The 19827-nt window shown below is 67.7% G+C and carries 22 protein-coding genes and 1 tRNA gene; 7 read left to right on the top strand and 16 right to left on the bottom strand.

The window, feature by feature from the left end:
- Window positions 1-192 precede the first annotated feature (192 nt).
- Entirely contained in the window at window positions 193-603 is a 411-nt protein-coding gene (locus AC07NC_RS16595) for a helix-turn-helix transcriptional regulator (RefSeq protein ID WP_494570195.1), read from the top strand.
- Between the two features lie 81 nt (window positions 604-684).
- Here the strand turns inward: AC07NC_RS16595 and AC07NC_RS16590 are convergent, their stop codons facing one another.
- The 10 genes from AC07NC_RS16590 to dsbD all read right to left on the bottom strand — a co-directional run bounded on the left by AC07NC_RS16590 (window position 685) and on the right by dsbD (window position 9279).
- Window positions 685-1230, bottom strand: coding sequence for a DsrE family protein (locus AC07NC_RS16590; protein ID WP_494570194.1), 546 nt, complete (start codon window positions 1228-1230; stop codon window positions 685-687).
- Window positions 1231-1333: 103 nt separating this feature from the next.
- Complete coding sequence (locus AC07NC_RS16585) at window positions 1334-2137, bottom strand: sulfite exporter TauE/SafE family protein (RefSeq protein ID WP_494570193.1); 804 nt, start codon at window positions 2135-2137, stop codon at window positions 1334-1336.
- A gap of 1 nt (window position 2138) precedes the next feature.
- Complete coding sequence (locus AC07NC_RS16580; protein ID WP_494570192.1) at window positions 2139-2555, bottom strand: protein tyrosine phosphatase family protein; 417 nt, start codon at window positions 2553-2555, stop codon at window positions 2139-2141.
- A gap of 22 nt (window positions 2556-2577) precedes the next feature.
- Window positions 2578-2997: a DUF6691 family protein gene (locus AC07NC_RS16575; RefSeq protein WP_494570191.1), complete on the bottom strand. Its 420-nt coding sequence runs from the start codon at window positions 2995-2997 to the stop codon at window positions 2578-2580.
- Window positions 2994-3431 (bottom strand): YeeE/YedE family protein, encoded by a 438-nt coding sequence (locus tag AC07NC_RS16570; RefSeq protein WP_494570190.1) that lies wholly within the window; start codon window positions 3429-3431, stop codon window positions 2994-2996. The genes AC07NC_RS16575 and AC07NC_RS16570 overlap by 4 nt, the downstream gene beginning before the upstream one ends.
- Window positions 3428-4309, bottom strand: a complete 882-nt coding sequence (locus AC07NC_RS16565) for an MBL fold metallo-hydrolase (RefSeq protein ID WP_494570189.1) — start codon at window positions 4307-4309, stop codon at window positions 3428-3430. The genes AC07NC_RS16570 and AC07NC_RS16565 overlap by 4 nt, the downstream gene beginning before the upstream one ends.
- Before the next feature lie 85 nt (window positions 4310-4394).
- Entirely contained in the window at window positions 4395-5831 is a 1437-nt protein-coding gene (locus AC07NC_RS16560; RefSeq protein WP_494570188.1) for a bifunctional metallophosphatase/5'-nucleotidase, read from the bottom strand.
- 16 nt (window positions 5832-5847) lie between these two features.
- Complete coding sequence (locus AC07NC_RS16555; protein WP_494570187.1) at window positions 5848-6522, bottom strand: DsbA family protein; 675 nt, start codon at window positions 6520-6522, stop codon at window positions 5848-5850.
- 35 nt (window positions 6523-6557) lie between these two features.
- On the bottom strand, window positions 6558-7355 hold the full coding sequence (locus tag AC07NC_RS16550; protein WP_494570186.1) for a redoxin family protein: 798 nt from the start codon (window positions 7353-7355) through the stop codon (window positions 6558-6560).
- A gap of 1 nt (window position 7356) precedes the next feature.
- Window positions 7357-9279 carry a protein-disulfide reductase DsbD gene (gene dsbD / locus AC07NC_RS16545; RefSeq protein WP_494570185.1) on the bottom strand — a complete coding sequence of 641 codons (1923 nt, stop codon included), beginning with the start codon at window positions 9277-9279 and terminating at the stop codon, window positions 7357-7359.
- 61 nt (window positions 9280-9340) lie between these two features.
- Here dsbD and AC07NC_RS16540 point away from each other — a divergent pair, with 61 nt between their 5' ends.
- The 3 genes from AC07NC_RS16540 (at window position 9341) to AC07NC_RS16530 (ending at window position 13310) form a co-directional block, all read left to right on the top strand.
- Window positions 9341-9994, top strand: coding sequence for a response regulator (locus AC07NC_RS16540; protein WP_494570184.1), 654 nt, complete (start codon window positions 9341-9343; stop codon window positions 9992-9994).
- Window positions 9991-11331 carry an ATP-binding protein gene (locus AC07NC_RS16535; protein ID WP_494570183.1) on the top strand — a complete coding sequence of 447 codons (1341 nt, stop codon included), beginning with the start codon at window positions 9991-9993 and terminating at the stop codon, window positions 11329-11331. Before AC07NC_RS16540 ends, AC07NC_RS16535 begins: the two co-directional genes overlap by 4 nt.
- Window positions 11332-11732: 401 nt before the next feature.
- The gene (locus AC07NC_RS16530; RefSeq protein WP_494570182.1) at window positions 11733-13310 is read left to right on the top strand and encodes a Fic family protein; all 1578 of its coding nucleotides are present in this window, start codon (window positions 11733-11735) and stop codon (window positions 13308-13310) included.
- A gap of 185 nt (window positions 13311-13495) precedes the next feature.
- Here AC07NC_RS16530 and AC07NC_RS16525 read toward each other — a convergent pair whose 3' ends face one another.
- The 6 genes from AC07NC_RS16525 to hemC form a co-directional block, all read right to left on the bottom strand.
- Complete coding sequence (locus AC07NC_RS16525; RefSeq protein ID WP_494570181.1) at window positions 13496-13720, bottom strand: hypothetical protein; 225 nt, start codon at window positions 13718-13720, stop codon at window positions 13496-13498.
- Window positions 13687-14466 carry an endonuclease/exonuclease/phosphatase family protein gene (locus AC07NC_RS16520; protein WP_494570180.1) on the bottom strand — a complete coding sequence of 260 codons (780 nt, stop codon included), beginning with the start codon at window positions 14464-14466 and terminating at the stop codon, window positions 13687-13689. The genes AC07NC_RS16525 and AC07NC_RS16520 overlap by 34 nt, the downstream gene beginning before the upstream one ends.
- Window positions 14467-14704: 238 nt before the next feature.
- The gene (locus tag AC07NC_RS16515; protein WP_494570179.1) at window positions 14705-14932 is read right to left on the bottom strand and encodes a hypothetical protein; all 228 of its coding nucleotides are present in this window, start codon (window positions 14930-14932) and stop codon (window positions 14705-14707) included.
- A gap of 479 nt (window positions 14933-15411) precedes the next feature.
- Window positions 15412-15487, bottom strand: a tRNA-Thr gene (locus AC07NC_RS16510).
- Between the two features lie 40 nt (window positions 15488-15527).
- Window positions 15528-16268, bottom strand: coding sequence for a uroporphyrinogen-III synthase (locus AC07NC_RS16505; RefSeq protein ID WP_494570178.1), 741 nt, complete (start codon window positions 16266-16268; stop codon window positions 15528-15530).
- Window positions 16265-17218 (bottom strand): hydroxymethylbilane synthase, encoded by a 954-nt coding sequence (gene hemC / locus AC07NC_RS16500; protein ID WP_494570177.1) that lies wholly within the window; start codon window positions 17216-17218, stop codon window positions 16265-16267. Before hemC ends, AC07NC_RS16505 begins: the two co-directional genes overlap by 4 nt.
- Here hemC and tsaD point away from each other — a divergent pair.
- The 3 genes from tsaD to AC07NC_RS16485 are packed head-to-tail and all read left to right on the top strand — an operon-like array spanning window position 17217 to window position 19799.
- Window positions 17217-18404, top strand: a complete 1188-nt coding sequence (gene tsaD / locus AC07NC_RS16495) for a tRNA (adenosine(37)-N6)-threonylcarbamoyltransferase complex transferase subunit TsaD (RefSeq protein ID WP_494570176.1) — start codon at window positions 17217-17219, stop codon at window positions 18402-18404. The genes hemC and tsaD overlap by 2 nt on opposite strands.
- Window positions 18405-18430: 26 nt before the next feature.
- Complete coding sequence (locus tag AC07NC_RS16490) at window positions 18431-19429, top strand: NAD(P)H-dependent glycerol-3-phosphate dehydrogenase (RefSeq protein WP_494570196.1); 999 nt, start codon at window positions 18431-18433, stop codon at window positions 19427-19429.
- Window positions 19422-19799 (top strand): Rieske (2Fe-2S) protein, encoded by a 378-nt coding sequence (locus AC07NC_RS16485; RefSeq protein ID WP_292147224.1) that lies wholly within the window; start codon window positions 19422-19424, stop codon window positions 19797-19799. Before AC07NC_RS16490 ends, AC07NC_RS16485 begins: the two co-directional genes overlap by 8 nt.
- Window positions 19800-19827 lie beyond the last annotated feature (28 nt).

Raw genomic sequence — 19827 nt, 5'->3', positions numbered from 1 at the left:
TGACGTCCATCCCGAACCTCAAAAGGGGGTCCCTATTGCACGCCGATAGGGGGTCCCTTTTAGACGCCGATTGACAGTCAAGGCGGTGGCCCGGCGATGGGCGAGGCGCGATTGCGTCGATGCCGCGGTCGACGCTCGAACGCTTTGCACCGTCTTCGAAGCGTTTGCTGACCAGATGTTTGGAGGCGTGTCATGACGTTTGAACCCGAAGGCGAACCGATCGAGACGGGCGGGCCGGAGGACCGGCTTTTGCCGTGGGATCGGGTCCGGGACGTCACCGGCCTCAGCCGGTCGACCGCATGGCGCCTGCAGCAGGTCGGGGATTTTCCCGAACCCGTGCGCATCTCCCCCAACCGGGTGGGCTGGTGGGAAAGCGAGCTGACCGCATGGAAGGCGACCCGGACGGTCCGGGGCCTGCCGCATCCCAAGCCGTTGGCCCGACCCCGGGCACCGAAGCTGATCCAGACGGGTCGTGCGCCCCGCCGCCAGGCTGACAAGGACCCGGCACCGAACGTCGCCCATCCCGCCACACCACGGGCGAACACGGCTCCGCGCCGCCGCAAGCAAAAGACTTCCACAGAACAGATCGATTTCGGATTCTAGCCGCTTCATTGGGGTCGACTCCAATCAGGCCCAGCGAACCCACCAGCGGAACGGTGCGCGGTCCCCGGGGCCAGCGCGGCGCTAGTTCACGACCAGAACATAGCCTCGCTGCTGAAAGTGGACCGTCGTCATCAGCGCGGCGAGATCCACACTCACGCCGGAAGTGAGCTCGCTCGGATCGATCCCGTTGCCCGTCATCGCCTGGCCACAGATTCGCAAGTCGACCCCGGCGGCAATCAGCTGCGTGACCAGGGTCGAACTGGGATTGGCGTTACCGTCATGCCGTTTTGCCCAAGCTTCGTCCGACATGACCGCGGTGGTCGCCGCGCCATGAACGACTGCCACGATCCGGCGGTGTTCGGAATCGACACCGCTGGCGGCGAGAATGTTGATGAAGCGGGCAACGCGATCGAGCCCGCGCGAGGGCTGACCCTCGCTGCCCCCGATGGAAACGTCGAAAATGACTTCATAGACCCTTGTCGGGTCCGGCTGTTCGCCAGCGTCCGGCAAGGCGGTATGGGCACCATAACCAGGTACCGGGCGATCCGGCGTCTGCGCACGGACCGGGCCTAGACCGACGATCAGAAGGGAGACGGCGCTGACGGCGGCAACGAACAATCGGGTCATGGGGGCTCCGAACAGGTTGGGACAACGGGTAAGAAGGGGGCCGGCGCAGTTCAGCGGCGGAATGGGGGCGATGTAGCGCCTGATGGGCAGGGACAGGCGCGGCCTAGCCCCCCGCCAGTGAGCCGACGCTGCGGTAGAGCATGTAGATAGCCACGACGAAAATCAGGGCCGCGAAGACCGTGTTGAGCGCGCCTTTGCGGCCTGACAGCGTCTTGGCCAGCCGGGCCCCGAGCAGCCCCCCCACCACGCCGCCGGCGATGAACGCCCCGGCCAGCGCCCAGTCTACCCAGCCCGACAACGCGTAGTTCAGCGACGTCGTCAGGCCGAAGGCGGTGACGCCGACCAACGAGGATCCGACCGCGGAATAGATCGGCATGCCGGTCGAGTACATCAGGCTGGGGACGATCAGGAAGCCGCCGCCGATGCCGAAGAAGCCGGACAGGACGCCGGTCGCCGCGCCCGTTCCCACCAGCTTGGTAGCGTTCCGAGGATTGAGGGTCACGGTCGCGTCGCCGCCGCCCTTGCGGTCACGCAACATCAGACCCCCGACCACGAGCATGAGGATGGCGAACAGGGCCAGAAGCCGCTCGCCGTCGAAGGCCTTGCCGAAGGTCGAACCCAGCGCCGCGCCGACGACGCCGGCTAGGGCGAACAGGCCCGCGACCTTCCAGTTCACAGTGCCGTGGCGGGCATGGTTCAGCAGGTTGGCGAAGGCGTTTGCGGCCACGGCGAAGGCGCTCGTGCCGATAGCCAGATGCGGATCCTTGACCCCGACCAGATAGACGATCAGCGGCACCGCCAGGATCGAGCCACCGCCGCCGACCAGACCGAGGGAAAACCCGACCACCGATCCCGCGCCGGCACCGAGGAGGTACTGCACCAGGCTGAGCGTCGGGATCGGGTCCACCCTATTTACCCTGCAGGCGCGGTTGCAGGCCGCTGAGGTCGTAGCCGGCGGCGCGAGCGCAGCTGATCAGGTCATCTGCCGGACGCTCCCCCGCCAGCGCCAGAGCCCACATCGTGGTGGTGCGGGCACCGCTGCGGCAGAAGCCCAGCACGGGTTGCGGCAGATCCTCCAGCGTCTTGCGGAAGGCGGCGACATCCTCGTCGCTGATCGACCCGCCGACGACGGGCAGGTGGGCGAACGCCAGCCCGGCTGCCTCGGCCGCTGCCCTCATCTCGGCAGCCGAGGGCTGATCCGGGGCCTCATCGTCGGGTCGGTTCGATATGACCGCCTTGAAACCGGCCTCAGCGACGGCGGTCAGGTCGTCGGGACTGAGTTGCGGCGAGGCCGAAAGTCGGTCGTCGAGAGGGCGGCTATCCATGTGTTTGGGTCCCTTTTCTGGTTCAACAGTTGCGGTCGAGCGTCAGGCGAAAGAGCGCCATCCCGGCGATCATGGCGGCGACAAAGGCGAAGGCCTGCCAGGCCCCGGTGGTCAGGGCCGCCAGCGCGGGGCCGGGGCACAGGCCGACCAGACCCCAGCCAAGGCCGAACATCACCGCCCCGCCGACCAACGCCCGGTCGATCCGGCGACTGTCGGGCACATGGAAGGCGTCGGCCGCGACCGGCTCGTCGAGCCGGCGGCGGATCAGATAGGCGATCGACGAGGGGATCAGCGCCCCGCCCATGACGAAGGCCAGCGACGGATCCCAGGCCCCGGTCACGTCGAGGAAGGCCAGAACCCGCGCCGGATTGATCATGTCGGAGACCACCATGCCGGCGCCAAACAGCAGGCCGCAGCCGACGGCGACGATCAGGGCCCTCATCCCAAGCCTCCCATCAGGTGGCGGGTGACGAAGACGGTCAGCGCCGCGACGGTCATGAAGACGCCGGTGGCGACGATGGAGCGCGGCGACAGACGGGCCAGGCCGCAGACGCCGTGACCACTGGTGCAGCCCGAGCCCCAGCGGGTGCCGAAGCCGACGATCAGTCCGCCCGCGACCAGCAGCCAGAGCTCCGAGGTGATCTGCACCTCAGGCCGCCGGATCAGCGCCGAGGCCAGGGCCGCGCCGCCGAGCAGGCCGGCGATGAACCCCAGGCTCAAGTTGCGCGGCGCGCCCTTGGCCAGGCCGGTCGCCGCGGCGGTCAGGCCTGAGATGCCGCTGACCCGCCCGTTCAGCAGCAGGTAGAGCGCGGCCGACAGACCAACCAGCAGGCCCCCCGCGAGCGGCCAGACGAAGGAAATGGGTTCCGGGGTCATGACATCGCGTTCAGCGGCACCCGAAGATAACTCACCCCGTTGGCTTCAGGTTCAGGCAGGCGGCCGCCGCGGATGTTCACCTGCAGCGCATGGAGCATCAATTTCGGCAGCGGCAGGGTAGCGTCGCGCTTGTCCCGCAGCGCCACGAAATCGGCTTCCGACACGCCACCGCCGACGTGGATGTTATCGGTCTTCTGCTCCCGCACGGTGCTGAAACAGGCTGGTTCGCGCCCGTCCGGGCCGTAGTCATGTCCCACGAACACGCCCGTCTCGTCGGGCAGGGCGAGGATTTCCTGGATGCTGCGATAGAGAGCGTGAGAGTCGCCGCCGGGGAAGTCCGCGCGGGAGGTGCCGGCATAGGGCATCATCAGGGTGTCGTGGACGAAGGCGTTGGCCCCGATGACATAGGTGATGGAGGCCATGGTGTGCCCGGGCGAGAACATCACCCGGCCCTCGAGCCCGCCGACCTTGAAGGTGTCGCCCGCCTTGAACAACCGGTCCCACTGGCGACCGTCGGTCGGGAAGTCATCGTCGAGCCCGTAGATGTCCTTCCACAGCGCCTGCACGCCGGTGACCATGTCGCCGATCGCCGTCGGCACCCCCAACTTCTCCTTGAGATAGGGCGCGGCGGAGAAATGGTCGGCGTGGGGATGGGTGTCGAGGATCCACTCGACCTTGAGCCCGGCGTCCCGGACGTGATCCAGCAGGGCGTCTGCATTTCTGGTCGAGGTGGCGGCGGCCTTCTCGTCAAAGTCCCATACCGGATCGATGATCGCCGCGGCTCCCGTGTCCGGATCGCTGACGACATACTGCCAGCTGCCGGTTTTCTCGTCGTGAAGGGCCGCGACCTGGGCCCCGCCGTGGGTAAAGTGCTGCATCAAGACTCCTCCGCCGGGTCGTTGCCGTCAGGCGCGATAACTTTTGAGGACGGCGAAAGGATGCAGCAAAATCTGCACATCCCCGTCAGACGACGACGATGCTTTCGGGTCGCGGACGATCACCCACGAGATTCGTCGAAAGCCAGCGGCGCAGAGCGGTGATGGCGTCGACCGGCAGATCGCGCCGGGCCGTTCCAAATCGTTTGGGCACGCCCTGGGTGGTGACGAAGGCGCAGGGGTAGACGCGCTCGGGATCGACCGGTTCGTCACCGACGAACAGGCGATCGACGCGTTCGCCCTTCGGGTTCTCGATCTTCACGAAGGCCGTCAGGCCCCGACAGCGTTTGATATAGCCACCCATCTGCTCATAGGCGTCGGCGGCGAAGGTGCGCTCCAGATTGTCTTCCAGCATCTGGCGGATCTCGGCCCCGGTCAGGTCGACGCGGGAGACGGGCGGGTTCATCGGAATGATATTGTAGAGATCGTTGAGGGTTACCGGGCCCGGTGCCATCGGCGCGCCGTAGCGCCAGCCGTTTGAAAAGGCGATCTCGACGTCGGCAGCCGCGGCGATGGCGTCGAGCAGAACGTCGTCCATGGGCGCACTGGGCATGGCGTAGCGGTGCAGCGGGACGATCGTGCGACCGACCACTTCAGACAGCAGGGCCCGATGCGGTGCCATGACGGCGTCGACCAGTCCCGTCATCTCCGGATCTTCGGGCCAATGGTCGTCGACCGGGATCAGGGCGTGGCGATGGCTGACCACACGCCCCGCCTCGACCTCAAGATCAAGCCGCCCGACGAAGGCTCCGTGACAGCCCGACTGAAAGATGATCGCGCCATTGACCAGGGCGGGTTCATGCATGCGGTTGTGGGTGTGGCCGCTGACGATGACGTCGATGCCGTCGACGTCTCCGGCAAGCTGCACGTCCTGGGGGAAGCCCAGGTGCGACAAGACCACTACCAAATCGACGCCCTCGTCCCGCAATGCCGTGACGTGATGCCGGCAATCCTCGACGCCGATTTCAAAGCGCAGTCCCTCGCTGAAGCTGGGCGGCATGGTCTTGTCGACGATCGGGCAGGCCAGGCCGATGACGCCGACGTTCAGGCCGCCCCGTTCGAACACGCGCCGACCCTCGAAGGCCGGAGCCCCGTCTGCCTTGCGAAAGACGTTGGCGGCCAGCACCGGATAGTCCAATTGCGCCGCCAGGGTGGCGAACCCCGCTGGTCCATAGGCGAACTCCCAGTGCGCGGTCATGGCGTCGATCTTCAGGGCATTCATCAGGGGAACCAGAGCCTCCCCCTTTGACTGCAGGGCGACGTAGGACCCGTGGAAGGTGTCGCCATTGTCCAGGGTCAGGGCCGCGCCCTTGGCCTCGACGCGGGCCTCCGCGAAGATTGAAGCGATACGCGCCAGCCCGCCCAGCTGCTCGAACCGCCAGCCACCACCAGTCCGCACCAGTTCCGGGTGCGGCTCAAGATAGCCGTGCAGGTCGTTGAGCTGCAGCAGGGTCAGTCGGGCCATGAACGTCCTTCTTCGGTCAACGGAGCGGCTCGCCCCCGCGGATGCGGGCGATCACCGCCTGGAGTTCCGCCAGCGGCATGCCTCCGGGGATCAGGTTGCCGTTGATGATGAACGCCGGCGTGCCTTGAAGCGCCAACGCGGACGCCTCGCGTTTGTTTCTGTCCAGCACGCCATCGATGTCGGCCCGGTGGGTCTGGAGGTCCCGCTCAAGCCGGGCCATGTCGACGCCGGCGGATTCGGCCAGGGCCCGAACATCATCCTCGCTGGCAATGCGATCAGCCGAGCGCATGAAGGCGTTGTGAACGGCCTCATACTTACCCTGGTAGGCCGCTGCGAGTGCGGTCCGCGCCGCCGCCGTCGACGGCGCGCCGAAGATCGGCCAGTCCTTGTAGAGGATGCGGACCTTGGAATCCGCCTCGAGCAGGGCCGCCAGTTCGGGGTTCATCTGCCGGCAGTAGGGACAGTTGTAGTCCATGAAGCCGATGATGGTGACGTCAGCCTTCTCCGCGCCGATGAAAGGCGCTGCCGGATCCCGCAGCAGATCCGCGAAGCCGACGCTGGTGATGAGGGCACCGTCCTGGGCAGCCGAGGGCGCTGATTCAGGCGGGGGATTTCCGGCCCCTGCGGGGTTGCAGGCGGCCAGGGCCACGGCACCAACGACGGTGGCGACGATGTGATGGGTGTTGAGCATTTTCTTCTCCGGGGGTGTTGAAAGCAAAAGAGCCGTCATCGGGCGATGGCCCTCAGTTCGGCGTCGATCTGTTCGGGCGAAATCTCGCCCATGTGGGATTTTCGCAGGGTCCCGTCAGGCCCAACGAACAGGGTCACCGGGATTCCAACGGTCCCGTAGTGCCTGGGCACGGCCATGGTCTCGTCGAGCAGCACCGTGTTCAACGCCAGTTCCTGGGCATTGAGGAACCGGCTGACGGTTTCCGGGCCTTCGCCCTGGTTGACGAACAGGAACCGCACTTCCGGATGGGCCGCCTCGGCGGCCGCCAGGACGGGCATTTCGCGGCGACACGGGGGGCACCACGTTGCCCAGACGTTGATGACGGTCGGCCGGCCGTCACTTTGAGCGAGGTCCAATGGCGCGCCGTCGAGCCGGGACAGGGTCAACGCCGGCATCGGGCGGGCGTCGGTCTTGACCGTCAGTTGGTAGGCGACATTCCAGACAAAGATCGCAGCGATCACCGGCGCGAGGGCGTACATCATCAGGCGGCGCTGCCGGAGAACGTACGGGCTGGCGATCGCCACCACGACCAGAGCCCATGGCCAGTCAAATCCGCCCTGCCAGATCGCCAGAATGCGCGGCAGATCGCCTTCGAAATAAGCCCAGTGACCGATGACATGCGCCAGGCGGGCCACCGCCAGGCCGCCCAGCACCACCACCGTGCTCCAGGGATTGAACCGTCCGCTCACGCGACTCGCGAGAACTCCTGACACGATCATGAAGGTCGCCACGCCGAGAAGGATGGCGAACCGTTCAGCGGACAGGACGAGGGGTCCGAGGACAATCGCGCCCATCTCAGCCCCCTCGTGTGAGGGCGAGGGCGTCGAGCACGCCCCTAGCGCCGGTCTCACCGACGATCCGCGTACCGGCGGGCTCGCGCGCTTGGGAGTCGAGGAAGATCATTGTCGGCGGCCCGACCACGGCGAAGGTCTCCATCAGTGACCGCGCCTCGGCGTCCGTCCTTGTGACATCCACCTTGATCAGCGCCACCTCGCTCAGTCGCGCCTGGACTTCGGGGTCATTGAACACCTCGCGCTCGATGACCTTGCAGCTGACGCACCAGTCCGCCGTGAAATAGACCAGCGACGGTCGCCCTGCCTCGGTCGCCTCGGCGATCGCCTGCCTGAGCGCGGTCTCGTCTGTCACCACGGTTTCGGAATAGCCCGGGGACACGGCCGTCCCGCGCACCCCGCCGAATGGCGCGAGCGGTTGCAGGGGGTCCGTCGCCCCCGCGCCCGCGCCCACCAGGAGCATCACGCCCCAGACGGTCATCGCCAGAGCCGCGACGCGCGCCATCTGCGCGCCGGGCCCCTGCGCCGGTTCGCGCCGGAACAGGCCCAGGGCCACGGCCGCCATCAGCAGCAGCGCCGCACCGATCACCAGGGTCGCGCCCGGCGGCAGGATGCGTGATCCCAGCCACCACGCGGTCGCCAGAAACAGGAAGCCGAAGACGGCCTTGACGCGGTTCATCCACGGACCGGCCTTGGGCAGAAACCGCGCGCCCATGGTGCCAAATATGATGAGAGGTACCCCCTTGCCCAGACCCAGGGCGAACAGAGCACCGGCCCCCAGAGCGAGGTCGCCGGTTCGAGCGATGTAGAGCAGCGCTCCGGCCAGCGGCGCGGTTACGCAGGGGCCGACGATCAGGGCCGATACGAAACCCATGCCCGCCGCCGATGGGGCCGAACGCCGGCCGGTGCTGCGGTCCACCGACAGCCGCGAGGTCCAGGCCGAGGGCAGCTGAAGCTCGAACAGGCCGAACATCGACGCGGCCAGAACGACGAAGACTAGCGACAGCGCGCCGACCGCCCAGACCGACTGCAGGGCCATCTGCAAATTCTGCCCCGACCAGGCCGCGGCCATGCCCAGAAGGGCGAAGGCGAACGCCAGCCCAAGAACATAGGATCCGGACAGGACGAAGCCCCGCCGGGGGTCGCGACCTTCAACGCCGCGGCCGATCACGCCGGCCAGGATGGGATACATGGGGAAGACGCAGGGCGTGAACGCCAGCAGGATTCCGAAGCCGAAGAAGGCGAGGATCACCCAGGCCGCGCCGCCACGCAGCGACAGCGATTCCACCATTCCGCCGCCCGACTGGAGCAGCACCTCGCCAATCCCGGAGCCGGCCGGGGTCGGAACCGCGGCGACGCCGGGGCTATCGACAAACGACGTCTCGGCGGCGGCGATGGCAAGGGTGCTGGCACTCGCCGCGACTTCGTCCGACGGGGCGCGGGTCGTGAGGGCCTGGGAGGGCACCGCGCGGCCTTCCAACTGAGCCGGCAGGACCACCGCCTCGGTAACCGGCGGATAGCAGATCGAATCCTCGACGCAGCCCTGGTAGGTGATGTTGATCGTTCGGGGAGAACCGGCCCCGCCAAGCGTCGCCTGGGTCAGGGTCGCCTGGCCGGCTCCGCGCCAGATTTCGACGACGCCGAAACCAGGATCATCCTTTTGCTTGCCCGGAGCCAGGTCGAGGGCAAGCGCCGTCTTGCCGTCCGCCGCTGTGGCCACGGTATGCCCCCGGTACAGATAGTGTCCGGGCGCGATGCGCCAGGCGAAGGACACATCTCCGGCCTGGGTTCGGGTAACCGAGAGGTCAAAGGCGTCCTGCGGAGACAGGGGTGCCTGGGCCGTGGCGGGCACAGCACCCCCCAGCGCCGCGACCATCAGGGCGAGGGCCAGCAGCAAACCGGGAGCGAAGGCGAAGCGCTTTTTCATTCGGCGTCGATCGCCATCGCAGCTTAAGTCAGACTTAAGCCTGGAGGCCGACACGATCGCCATGCGCATTCTTGCCGTCGAAGACGACCCCATTCTCGCCAACGGCCTGCAGGTCGGTCTGACCGCCTATGGCTGGACGGTCGATGTCGCCGGGACGGTTCAGGATGCCCTGGCTGCCCTGGAGTGTCACAGCTTCGACGCCCTGGTACTTGATCTCGGCCTGCCGGACGGCGACGGTCTTGAAGTTCTGCGGTTTGTCCGAACACGCGAAATGGCGGTAGCCGTGCTGCTCCTGACCGCCCGCGACTCGACTCCCGATCGCGTCGACGCCTTGGATGCGGGTGCCGATGACTATCTGGGCAAGCCGTTCGATCTGGACGAGCTGGCGGCGCGGCTGCGAGCGGTCCGACGCCGGGTCCTCGGGCGGGCGACCGTGACCCTGAAACACGGAGACCTCGTGCTCGATCCCAAGGCGCGTCTCGCCTGGCTGGGCGACCGTGACCTGCTCCTCTCGCGGCGTGAGTTCACGATCCTCGAGGCCCTGATCGAGCGTCCGGGCCAGGTGTTGTCGCGCGCCCAGCTCGAAGAGCGGCTCTATGGCTGGCAGGAAGATATCGGCAGCAATGCCGTTGAGGTGCATATCCACCATCTGCGCGCCAAGCTGGGCGCGGGACTGATCCGGACCCTGCGCGGCCTGGGATACACACTGCAATGAGTTCGATACGCCTCAGACTGTTCGTCATCCTCGCCCTGGTCTCCACGGTCGTGTGGAGCGTTGCGGCGGGCTGGGTCTATGTCCGTACGCAGCACGAGGTTGAGCGCGTCCTCGACGCCCGTCTGATCGAGGCCTCACGCATGGTCTCCTCCCTGCTGTCCAGCGGTGAGGTAGCTCGCATCCCGTCGACCGGCCCACTGAATTCCACAACGCGCCGGGAGTCCTATGATCGGCAATTATCCTGTCAGATTTGGTCCCTGGACGGCGCGCTGATCGGTCGCTCGGACGGGGCCCCGGGCCGCCGCCTGACGACCCACGCGTCGGGATTCTCCGAGACGACGATCGAGGGGGAGCGCTGGCGCGTCTACGCCGTCGAGAACCGCGAGGCGGGCGTTCGTGTCCTGGTCGGCGACAATCTCGGCATGCGCGATCATCTGGTGCAGAGCGTCATCACCGGTCTGATTGCCCCTGCCGGCCTCGGCCTTCTTGCCATGGCTGGCCTGATCTGGATGTCGGTGGGGCGCGGCCTCGCCCCGATCCGGGCAGTCACCCGCGTCATCGCCGCCCGCGAGGCCAATGATCTGTCGCCCGTCATGACGCCCGAAGCCGCGACCGAACTCAAGCCCTTCACCGACGCCTTGAACGGTCTGATCGGGCGTCTGGGCGCGGCGCGAAAGCGCGAGTCACAGTTCATTTCCGCGGCGGCGCATGAACTGCGCACCCCCTTGGCCGGTCTGCGTGTCCAGGCCCAGATCGCCGCTTCCGCTACTGACAAGACCGTGCGCGACGCTGCCCTGGCGCAGATGACCGCCTCGGTCGATCGTACAGCGCGACTGGTCCGCCAGTTGCTGGAGATGTCACGCAGCGAGGCGCTGTTATCGACCGTTGAGGACCGCCGCTGGATCGCGCTCAACGACGTCTGGCCGGAGCTTCTCCACCGGGCCGGCGACCATGCCGGTATCGAGATTCATGAGCCTGGGCCGGTGAGTCTGCATGCCGGGCCTTATCCGCTGTCGGTCATCCTCGGCAATCTATTGTCCAACGCTGCTGCCTACGCCGCTGCCCGCGTGGATGTGCGGGTGGAGACGGGGGAACCGTTCGCGCGGCTGATTGTCGAGGACGACGGTCCCGGCGTCGCCCCGGACGATCTGGCCAACCTCGGTCATCGCTTTTTCCGCGCCGCCAACGCCCGTCCGGGCGGCCATGGGCTGGGGCTCTCGATCGCCGAGGCCTGCGCCCGGGCCCAGGGTTGGCGAATGGATTATGCGCGCTCAGGTCTGGGCGGCCTGCGCGTCAATCTGAGTCTGCCTGCGGCCGATGTGCGCGCCGAGGTTTGAGATGATCGGGTTCGACAGCTCAGGCCGCGTCTGATTTCAGCCGAACTATGAAGGTCGGTTTCCCTGACAAGGCGGCGTGAGCGGGAGCCTGAAGCCCCGGCCAATCCTCCCCGGTGGCGCAAAAGTTTGCCTCGTCGATCAGATTGATTTCGGGTTCTGGCGCGGCGGAGCAGGTTTTGCGGGGCAGGGCGCTCGCCGCGGGCGTGGGTGCAGTGGATCGCGGTGAAGTCCGCTAAGTGGGCCGTGCGGACGATGCGGCGTTTTAAGAGAGCTGTGCGGACAATTTCGGATGGTCTGGCACCTTAAGAGAATGTTTGTTAAGCGACTTGTGCGGACATTATTGAAAATTAGGGGATTGTTTCGGACAATTCCTGTAGACTCCGCGGTCTTGGGAGACCGTCATGGCTGATATCCTCTTCACGCCCTCGGGCAGCGAAGCGACCGACAGGAAGATCCGGCGCGATCATGAAGCCGGCAAGCTCGTTCGCATCGCGAGCGGCATCTATGTCGAGCCCGGTGCCGAGCCGATCGAGGCCGTGGTGCGCCGAAAATGGTCGATCATCCTCGGCAAGGTGGTTCCCGACGGGGTCGCCACCGACCGAACGGGTATGGAGAGCCAGCCGTGGAGAGACCGATCCAGCGGCGCGCCGCAGGGCGACGCCCTGGTGTTCGTCAGCGCGCCGCGCACCCGCGATGTGATCCGCCTCCCGGGTCTCGAGATGCATATCCGTCAGGGTGTCGGACCCGTCGACGGTGACATTCCCTATCTGGGCTCCTGGCTGGCCGGGCCGGTCCGAAAACTGCTCGACAACCTCGCCCCGTCGCGCGCCCGGAACGGTCCCGCCCGCACTGTGGGCAAGGCGGGTGTCGAGGCCGCGCTGGAAAGTCTGTGCTCGACCCACGGAGAAGAGGGTCTGAACCATATCCGGGACCAGGCCCGGGTTCTGGCGCCCGTCCTTGAGCGTGAGAAGGAATTCGAGGTTCTCAATGGCCTGATCGGGGCGTTGCTCCGGACCCGCCAAGGTAAACTCAGCACGGTGCAGGGCCGGGCCCGCGCCGCCGGCGCGCCTCTGGACCCCGCCTGCGTCGGTCGGCTGGTGACCCTGGCCGACCATCTCCAGGCCCGGGCTCCGCTGTCGATCGCCGATCGTGACACGACCCCGGGGCGCAAGACGAGTGGCGCGTTCATCGAGGCCTATTTTTCCAACTTCATCGAAGGCACGGAATTCGCTGTCAACGAGGCCGTCGAAATCGTCTTCGAAGGCAAGATGCCCGATGCCCGGCCCGAAGACGGGCACGACGTCCTGGGTGCCTACCTCCAGCTGGTCGATCTGGGGCCGCACGCGGCCGGGGGGCGGGGAGCCGACGCCTTCCTCGCTGAAATCCGGGAAAGGCACCGCATCCTCATGGAGGCGCGACCGTCGGTTCGGCCGGGCCAGTTCAAGACCCGGACCAACAAGGCCGGAGATACGACCTTCGTCGCCCCGGACCGCGTCGAGGGAACCCTGCGGGAGGGTGTATCGATCCTCGAGACGCTCAGGGATCCGTTCTCGCGCGCCGTCTTCGTCCATTTCCTGCTGTCGGACGTCCACCCCTTCAACGACGGCAACGGCCGCCTGAGCCGGATTATGATGACGAAGGAGCTGACAGTCGGCGGCCTGTCGCGGATCGTGATCCCGACGGTGTTCAGGGAGGACTATCTCGACGCCCTGCGCGCCCTGTCGCGGCGGAACGACCCCTCCATCCTGGTGAGGTCGCTCGAATTCTGCCAACGGGTGAGCGCGGCCTGCTCGCAGGAGACGACGGACGCCGCGATCACGACGTGGGCGCAGGCCTATGCCTTCTGTGAGAGCCCGCGCCACGCCCGGCTGACGATGCCGAACCCGGCACTGGTCATCGAGACGGTAGATGGCACGCCGGCTCCCACTGACTACTGGCAGGCGCTGAGGCACGACCAACGTGCCCCGATGCCGATCTGATCGGGAGTGCCTTGAGCGGGGCTCTGACGCGCCGCGGTCCCGCACTCAGATCGCGTCTGGAGAAGGTGAGGTGGCGGTCGGGCCGTTCGTTCAGACAGAACCCTTCCGGGACATCGGCAGGGGCGGGACACCCCGACCCTGCGAATGCCCGGGACCGACCGTCTGCCGGACGCCCGCGAAGCGGTCTAGATCGAACCCATGACGCTGCAGGTCGCCAGCCCGGTCAGGACGACCACGACGACCAGCAGCGCTCCGATCAACACCGTTTCCTTGAGGTCGGGTCCATGCGCCCATTCCTCGCGGGGCTTTTCATCATTGCGTGACCACGCCGTTCGCAACCGGGACCACCCTCGCTGCAAGGGACCCGGATCGAGCATCAGCGAAGGCTCAGGGTGGCTGAAATCGCGCAATGATCGCTCAGAGCCTGGCCACCGAACGTCCGTTCCTCAAAGCTTCTCAGGTTGGCGGTTGCCCGCCGATCAAGGACGATGAAGTCGATGAAGTCCCGGTAGCGAGGATTGCATCCTGCGGACTCGTCGCCCGACGCAAGGGCGAGGTCCGAGTTCGGCGGAGATAAATCGTCCCACTCGGCCCAGACGGCGTCATTGGCCATGCCCATGCGCCGGTTGAAATCCCCCAGCACTGCGAAACGCACCCCCTCCACGGCTCTGTCATCGATCCAGCGTTCCATGGCCGGAACCTGCTCGAACAGGACCGGACAGGCGTCGTTCCGGTCTCCGGACGAACACCCCGACTTCAGATGCACCGAAAGCACCCGGATAGGCGCACCGCCCCGGGGCCGAACCATAAGGTCGACGCCTGAGCGAAGGTCGGGATTGCCCACCTGAATGTTGGTGACGTCGGGATGTCGTTCGAATGCCAGACCGTTGCGAACCGCGAACCCGGTGCGCTGGGCATTGATCGTCAGCCCGTCGCGTCCTCGACACGCTCCGCCGCGATCCGTGCCGATCCGGTCCTCGATCACCACAGTATAGATCGCAGGGTTGAACACCCGTTCAGCGGCGGCTTTTGTCTCGACCTCCTGAATGGCAATGACGTCGGCACCGAGGTCGTCCACATAGGCCCGCATCGCCGCATAATCGGCGTCGGTGCGAGGGCGGCATCCGGAGTTATTCCGCTCCGCGAGATGCTCCATATTCCAACTGGCCAGCTTGATGACCGGACCGGAATGGGGGCTGTTGCTCGAGCCGGTCGCCGTGCAGGCGGCGGCGAACAGCGCCAGGGCGACGAAGATGGTTGCGGGCTTCATGCGGCGAATAGAGCAGAAGGCGTCGGCGATGCCTATCGCCCGCCACAGACATGAACTCGACACCGGTTCGGGTAACGCTGAAGCCCCCCCCCGGGGGTCCGGCGCGCAAGTGCGTGGCGTTCCCTTAAGAGATGACGCCGTCCGCGTCGGAGGCGCCGGCGAGGTGGTTGAAGCGAGCGCGCGCCCTGGCTTCGTCATAGAGAATTTCGCTCTGACGAGGCGGTGCGACGACATAGTACATCGTCACGGGAGCCAGCTCCTGGCGCTCGCGGCGCCACAGGGCGAACCCCTCGCGGCCTTCGAGGCGCGTCCAGGCTCCAGCATCGTTGGGGTGGTCCGGAATGGACGCCATCGGGTTTCCTTAAAATGAGTGATCGCGACGGATCCGGAGAGGTCGGGCCTGACCCGATGAAACGCCCTGCAAAAAGCCGGTGCGGCGGTGAGGTCGAATCAGGCCCCAAACAGGCCCGCATCAACGCATTTCAGGGGATGTTGTCACGTCTCGCGAAAGGATCTTACGCATCGACTGCCCCACTACTGCCCCACAAACGCGAATATTCACGAAAAACCCTCCGTGGACGGAGGGAGCGGGTCTGGTAAGTTGCTGTTTTTAAATGGTAAAAATGGTGGATGCGACAGGGATTGAACCTGTGACCCCCTCGGTGTGAACAGGATACCTTATCCGGCCGTTTCAAGGGACTGAAAACTGACCGAAGGGAAGCCTGAAGACTGCGGTTCGGATCCGAAATCGATACGCCTGCAGCGACCCGATACTGGGCTTCGCACCCAGGTTCAGGGCGAACACTCTTCTATTTGAAGGCCCGGAAACGATGGTGCCGCTTGCGTGACTCGAACACGCGACCCCCTCATTACGAATGAGGTGCTCTACCGGCTGAGCTAAAGCGGCCCGGTTGCGAAGGCGAAGCAGCCCGCGCGAGAGGGGCTCTTTATACGGGCGTATCGCGCTTGCCAAGCGCCGCTTTCAAGGTCGCGAGCAATGTGGCTTCGTCCGGGGCGTCCGCCACCGCCGGCGTCAGGCCGACGGCGCTCAGGGGCGCGGCGGCGGCGGGCGAGATACAGGCGATCACGACGCCGGCCAGGCGCGCAGCCGGCAGGGAGACGGGAACCAGGGCGGCCAGGGCCAGGGCCGCGCGCGGGGAGTGGATCAGCACGGCGTCGAACGCCTCTGGCGGCGCGGCGGCGGCGGTCGGGGCGGTGCGATAGACGCTCAGGGGGTGCAGGCTGACGGCCCGGGCGTCGGCGACGCCCAGGGCGGCGGCGAGGTCGCCGGCGGGCGTCTCGGCCTGGGGCGCCAGCAGGGCGGCGTCGCTCAGTTCAGCGGCGATCCGGCGGGCGAGGGCGGTCAGGTCGCCCGAGGCGGAGCGGACGGCGACGAAGCCGGCCTCGCGCGCCGCCTGGGCGGTGGCGTCGCCGACGGCGAAGACCGGCCGGTCGCGCCGGGACGTCAGGGCGGCGAAGGCGGCGACGCCGTTCCGGCTGGTGAAGGCCAGGGCCGCGAACCGATCCAGATCCGGGACGGGCGGGCTCAGGGTCTCCACCGCCAGCAGGGGCTGGATCAGGGGCGTGAACCCCATGCCGCGCAGACGGGCGGCGGTGCGCGACGCGCCGGGCTGGGCGCGGGTGATCCAGACGCGGGGGCTCTGATCCGCGGCGCCCGGGGCCGTCATCCGTCCAGGCTCGCCGGATCGACCTCCTGATCGCCGGCGAAGGCGTGGACCTCGCCGCCCAGCCGTTCGCCCAGGGCGCGGGCGTCGGCCTCGGTGGGCTGGAACAGTTCGCCGACGCGGCGCCAGCGGGCCGATCCATCGGGGCTCAGCATTTCGGTGGTCAGGCGCAGGGTGTCGCCCTCGATCAGGGCGTAGGCGCCGACGGCCGTGCGGCACGATCCCTCCAGCGCGGTCATGGCCCCCCGCTCGGCGGCGACGGCGACGGCGGTCTCCGGATGGTTCAGGGCGGCGACCCAGGGGGCGTCGATGTCCTCGGCGCGGGTCTGGATGGCCAGGGCGCCCTGGCCCGGCGCCGGCAAAAAGGCGTCCAGCGACAGTTTTTCGCGGATATGTTCGGTCACGCCCAGCCGGGTCATGCCCGAGACGGCCAGCAGTATGGCGTCGAAATCCCCCTCGGCGGCGCGGCGCAGCCGGGTGTCGATATTGCCGCGCAGCATCTCGACCTTCAGATCGGGCCGCAGGGCCAGGGCCTGGGCCTGGCGCCGCAGGCTGGCGGTGCCCAGCCGCGCGCCGAAGGGCAGTTGGTCGAAACTGTCGAAGTCGCGGCTGATGAAGGCGTCGCGGGCGTCCTCGCGTTCCGGGATGGCGGCGATGCACAGGCCCTCGGGCTGTTCGGCGGGGACGTCCTTCATCGAGTGGATGGCGATGTCGATCCGCCTGGCCAGCAGGGCCTCCTCGATCTCCTTGGTGAACAGCGCCTTGCCGCCCATCTCCATCAGGCGGCGGTCCTGGATCCGGTCGCCGGTGGTGACGATCTCGACCAGGGGCACGGCGGCCTCGATCTCGGCCTCGGCCACGCCGAGCGCCCGGCCGATGGCCCGCTGCATCATGCCCGATTGGGCCAGGGCCAGCTTGGACCGCCGGGTGCCGATGCGGAGAGGAAGGTTCATGATCGTTGCTTACCGGACGCCGGATCGCTACCTCGACCCGATGGAGAGTTCCGCCGACTATAGCAGCGGCGCCGCAGCGGCAACCGGACGCGATGTCCGACCTCTGACGGTGCTGGGTCTCGAGACCAGCTGCGACGAGACCGCCGCCTCGGTGGTGCGCCTGCACCCGTCCGAACGGGGCGGCCGGGCCGAGGTCCTGTCCTCGGTCGTCCACAGCCAGATCGACGACCATGCGGCCTATGGCGGCGTCGTCCCCGAAATCGCCGCCCGCAGCCATGTCGAGATGATCGCCGGGGTCACGCGCCGCGCCATGGCCGAAGCCGGTCTGGGCTATGACGGCCTGGACGGAATCGCCGCAACCGCCGGGCCGGGCCTGGTCGGCGGCGTCATGGTGGGCCTCAGCTTCGGCAAGGCGGCGGCCCTGGCGCGGGGTCTGCCCCTGGTGGCGGTCAATCACCTGGAGGGGCATGCGGTCTCGGCCCGGCTGGGCGAGGAGGTCGCCTATCCCTTCCTGCTGCTGCTGGTCTCCGGCGGTCACTGCCAACTGCTCGAGGTGCGCGGCGTCGGCGACATGAGCCGGATCGGCGCCACTATCGACGACGCGGCCGGCGAGGCCTTCGACAAGATCGCCAAGGCCCTGGGCCTGGGTTATCCCGGCGGGCCGGCGCTGGAGCGGCTGGCGCAGCAAGGCGACGGCTCGAAGATCGATCTTCCGCGCGCCCTGTTGGGCCGCAAGGACTGCGACTTCTCCTTCTCGGGTCTGAAGACGGCCGCCTTCCGCATCGCCCAGACCTGCGAGACCGAGCAGGACAAGGCCGATCTGGCCGATGCGGTCCAGACCGCCATCGCCCGGCAACTGTCGGATCGCTCCGAGCGGGCCCTGGCCGCCTATGCCGAGACCCACGATCATCGCCTCTTTGTCGTCGCGGGCGGCGTGGCCGCCAACAAGACCATTCGTGCGACCCTGCAGGCGACGGCGGCGAAACACGGCTTCGACTTCCTGGCGCCGCCCATGGCCTATTGCACCGACAACGCCGCCATGATCGCCCTGGCGGGAGCCGAGCGGCTGGCCCTGGGGCTGACCAGCGACATCGACGTGGTCGCCCGGCCGCGATGGCCGCTGGACGAAGCCCGCGCCCTGGCCGATCCTTCGCACAAGCCGGGCCGCAAGGGCGCGAAAGCATGACCAACGAGACCGCCTCGGGAGGGCGCATGGAATTCCGCACCGCAGGGGTTATCGGCGCCGGCGCCTGGGGCACCGCCCTGGCCCAGGTCTGCGTCCGCGCCGGATTGGAGACGACGCTTCAGGCGCGCGAGCCCCAGCTGGTCGAGACCCTGGCGACGACGCGGGCCAATGACCTGTATCTGCCGGGCGTCACCCTGGCCGAGGACCTGAAATTCACCGCCGACCTAGCCGATCTGCGCGACTGCGACCTGATCCTGGCCGTGCCCCCGGCCCAGCATATGCGGGCGACCCTGACGGCCTTTGCGCCCCATCACCGCGCCGGCGTGCCGGTCGTGCTCTGCTCCAAGGGCGTGGAGCGGGGCACGATGAAACTGATGACCGAGGTGCTGGCCGAGACCCTGCCGGACGCGCCGGCGGCGGTCCTGTCCGGCCCCAGTTTCGCCGGCGAAGTGGCGCGCGGCCTTCCGACCGCCGTCACCCTGGCCTGCGCCGATCCTGTGCTGGGCCAGGCCCTGCTGAACACCCTGTCGGCGCCGGGCTTCAGGCCCTATCTGGCCACCGACCTGGTCGGGGCCGAGGCGGGGGGGGCGCTGAAGAATGTGCTGGCCATCGCCTGCGGCGTGTCCGAGGGACGGCAGCTGGGCCGCAGCGCCCACGCCGCCCTGATCACGCGCGGTTTTGCGGAAATGACCCGCCTCGCCGTCGCCATGGGCGGCCAGGCCGAGACGGTGGCGGGGCTGTGCGGTTTGGGCGATCTGGTCCTGACCTGCTCCAGCCCCCAGTCGCGCAATATGAGCCTGGGTCTGGCCCTGGGCCAGGGCCAGACGGTCGAACAGGCCCTGGCCGGCAAACGTTCGGTGGCCGAAGGCTACGAGAGCGCGCCGGCCGTGCGCGCCCTGGCCGCGCGCCTGGGCGTCGAGACCCCCATCGCCGAGGGCATCGCCGCCCTGCTGGCCGGCGAGATCACCGTGGATGGCCTGATCGACGGCCTGCTGTCGCGCCCGCTGAAGGCCGAGCGTGTCTGACCAGGCGCCGACCGAGCGCAAACGGGTCTGGAAGACGCCGCCGAACGTGGCCCTGTGCGCCGAGGCCGACATCGCCGAGCCCGGCGCGCGCGGCTTCGTGCTTCAGATCGGCGAGGCCTTCTTCCATGGTTTCGTGGTGCGCAAGGACGGGGCGGTGGCCGGTTGGGTCGATCGCTGTCCGCACGCCGGTTTTCCCATCGCCATGGAGATCGACCGTTATCTGACCCCGGACGGCGCCCTGATCCTGTGCGGCTGGCACGGGGCGGTGTTCGAACCCCTGACCGGCGAATGCAAGGGCGGCCCCTGCGCTGGCGGGCGACTGACGCCCTGGCCGGTGACGACCAGCGGCGGCGTCATCCGCACGGCCTAACCGCCCCCACACGCCGGGGCGCGGGGGC

This window comes from Brevundimonas sp. GW821-FHT10A07, assembly GCF_059415785.1.
The sequence above is the reverse complement of the archived record's forward strand: the minus strand, read 5'-3'. Positions and strand labels throughout refer to the sequence as shown.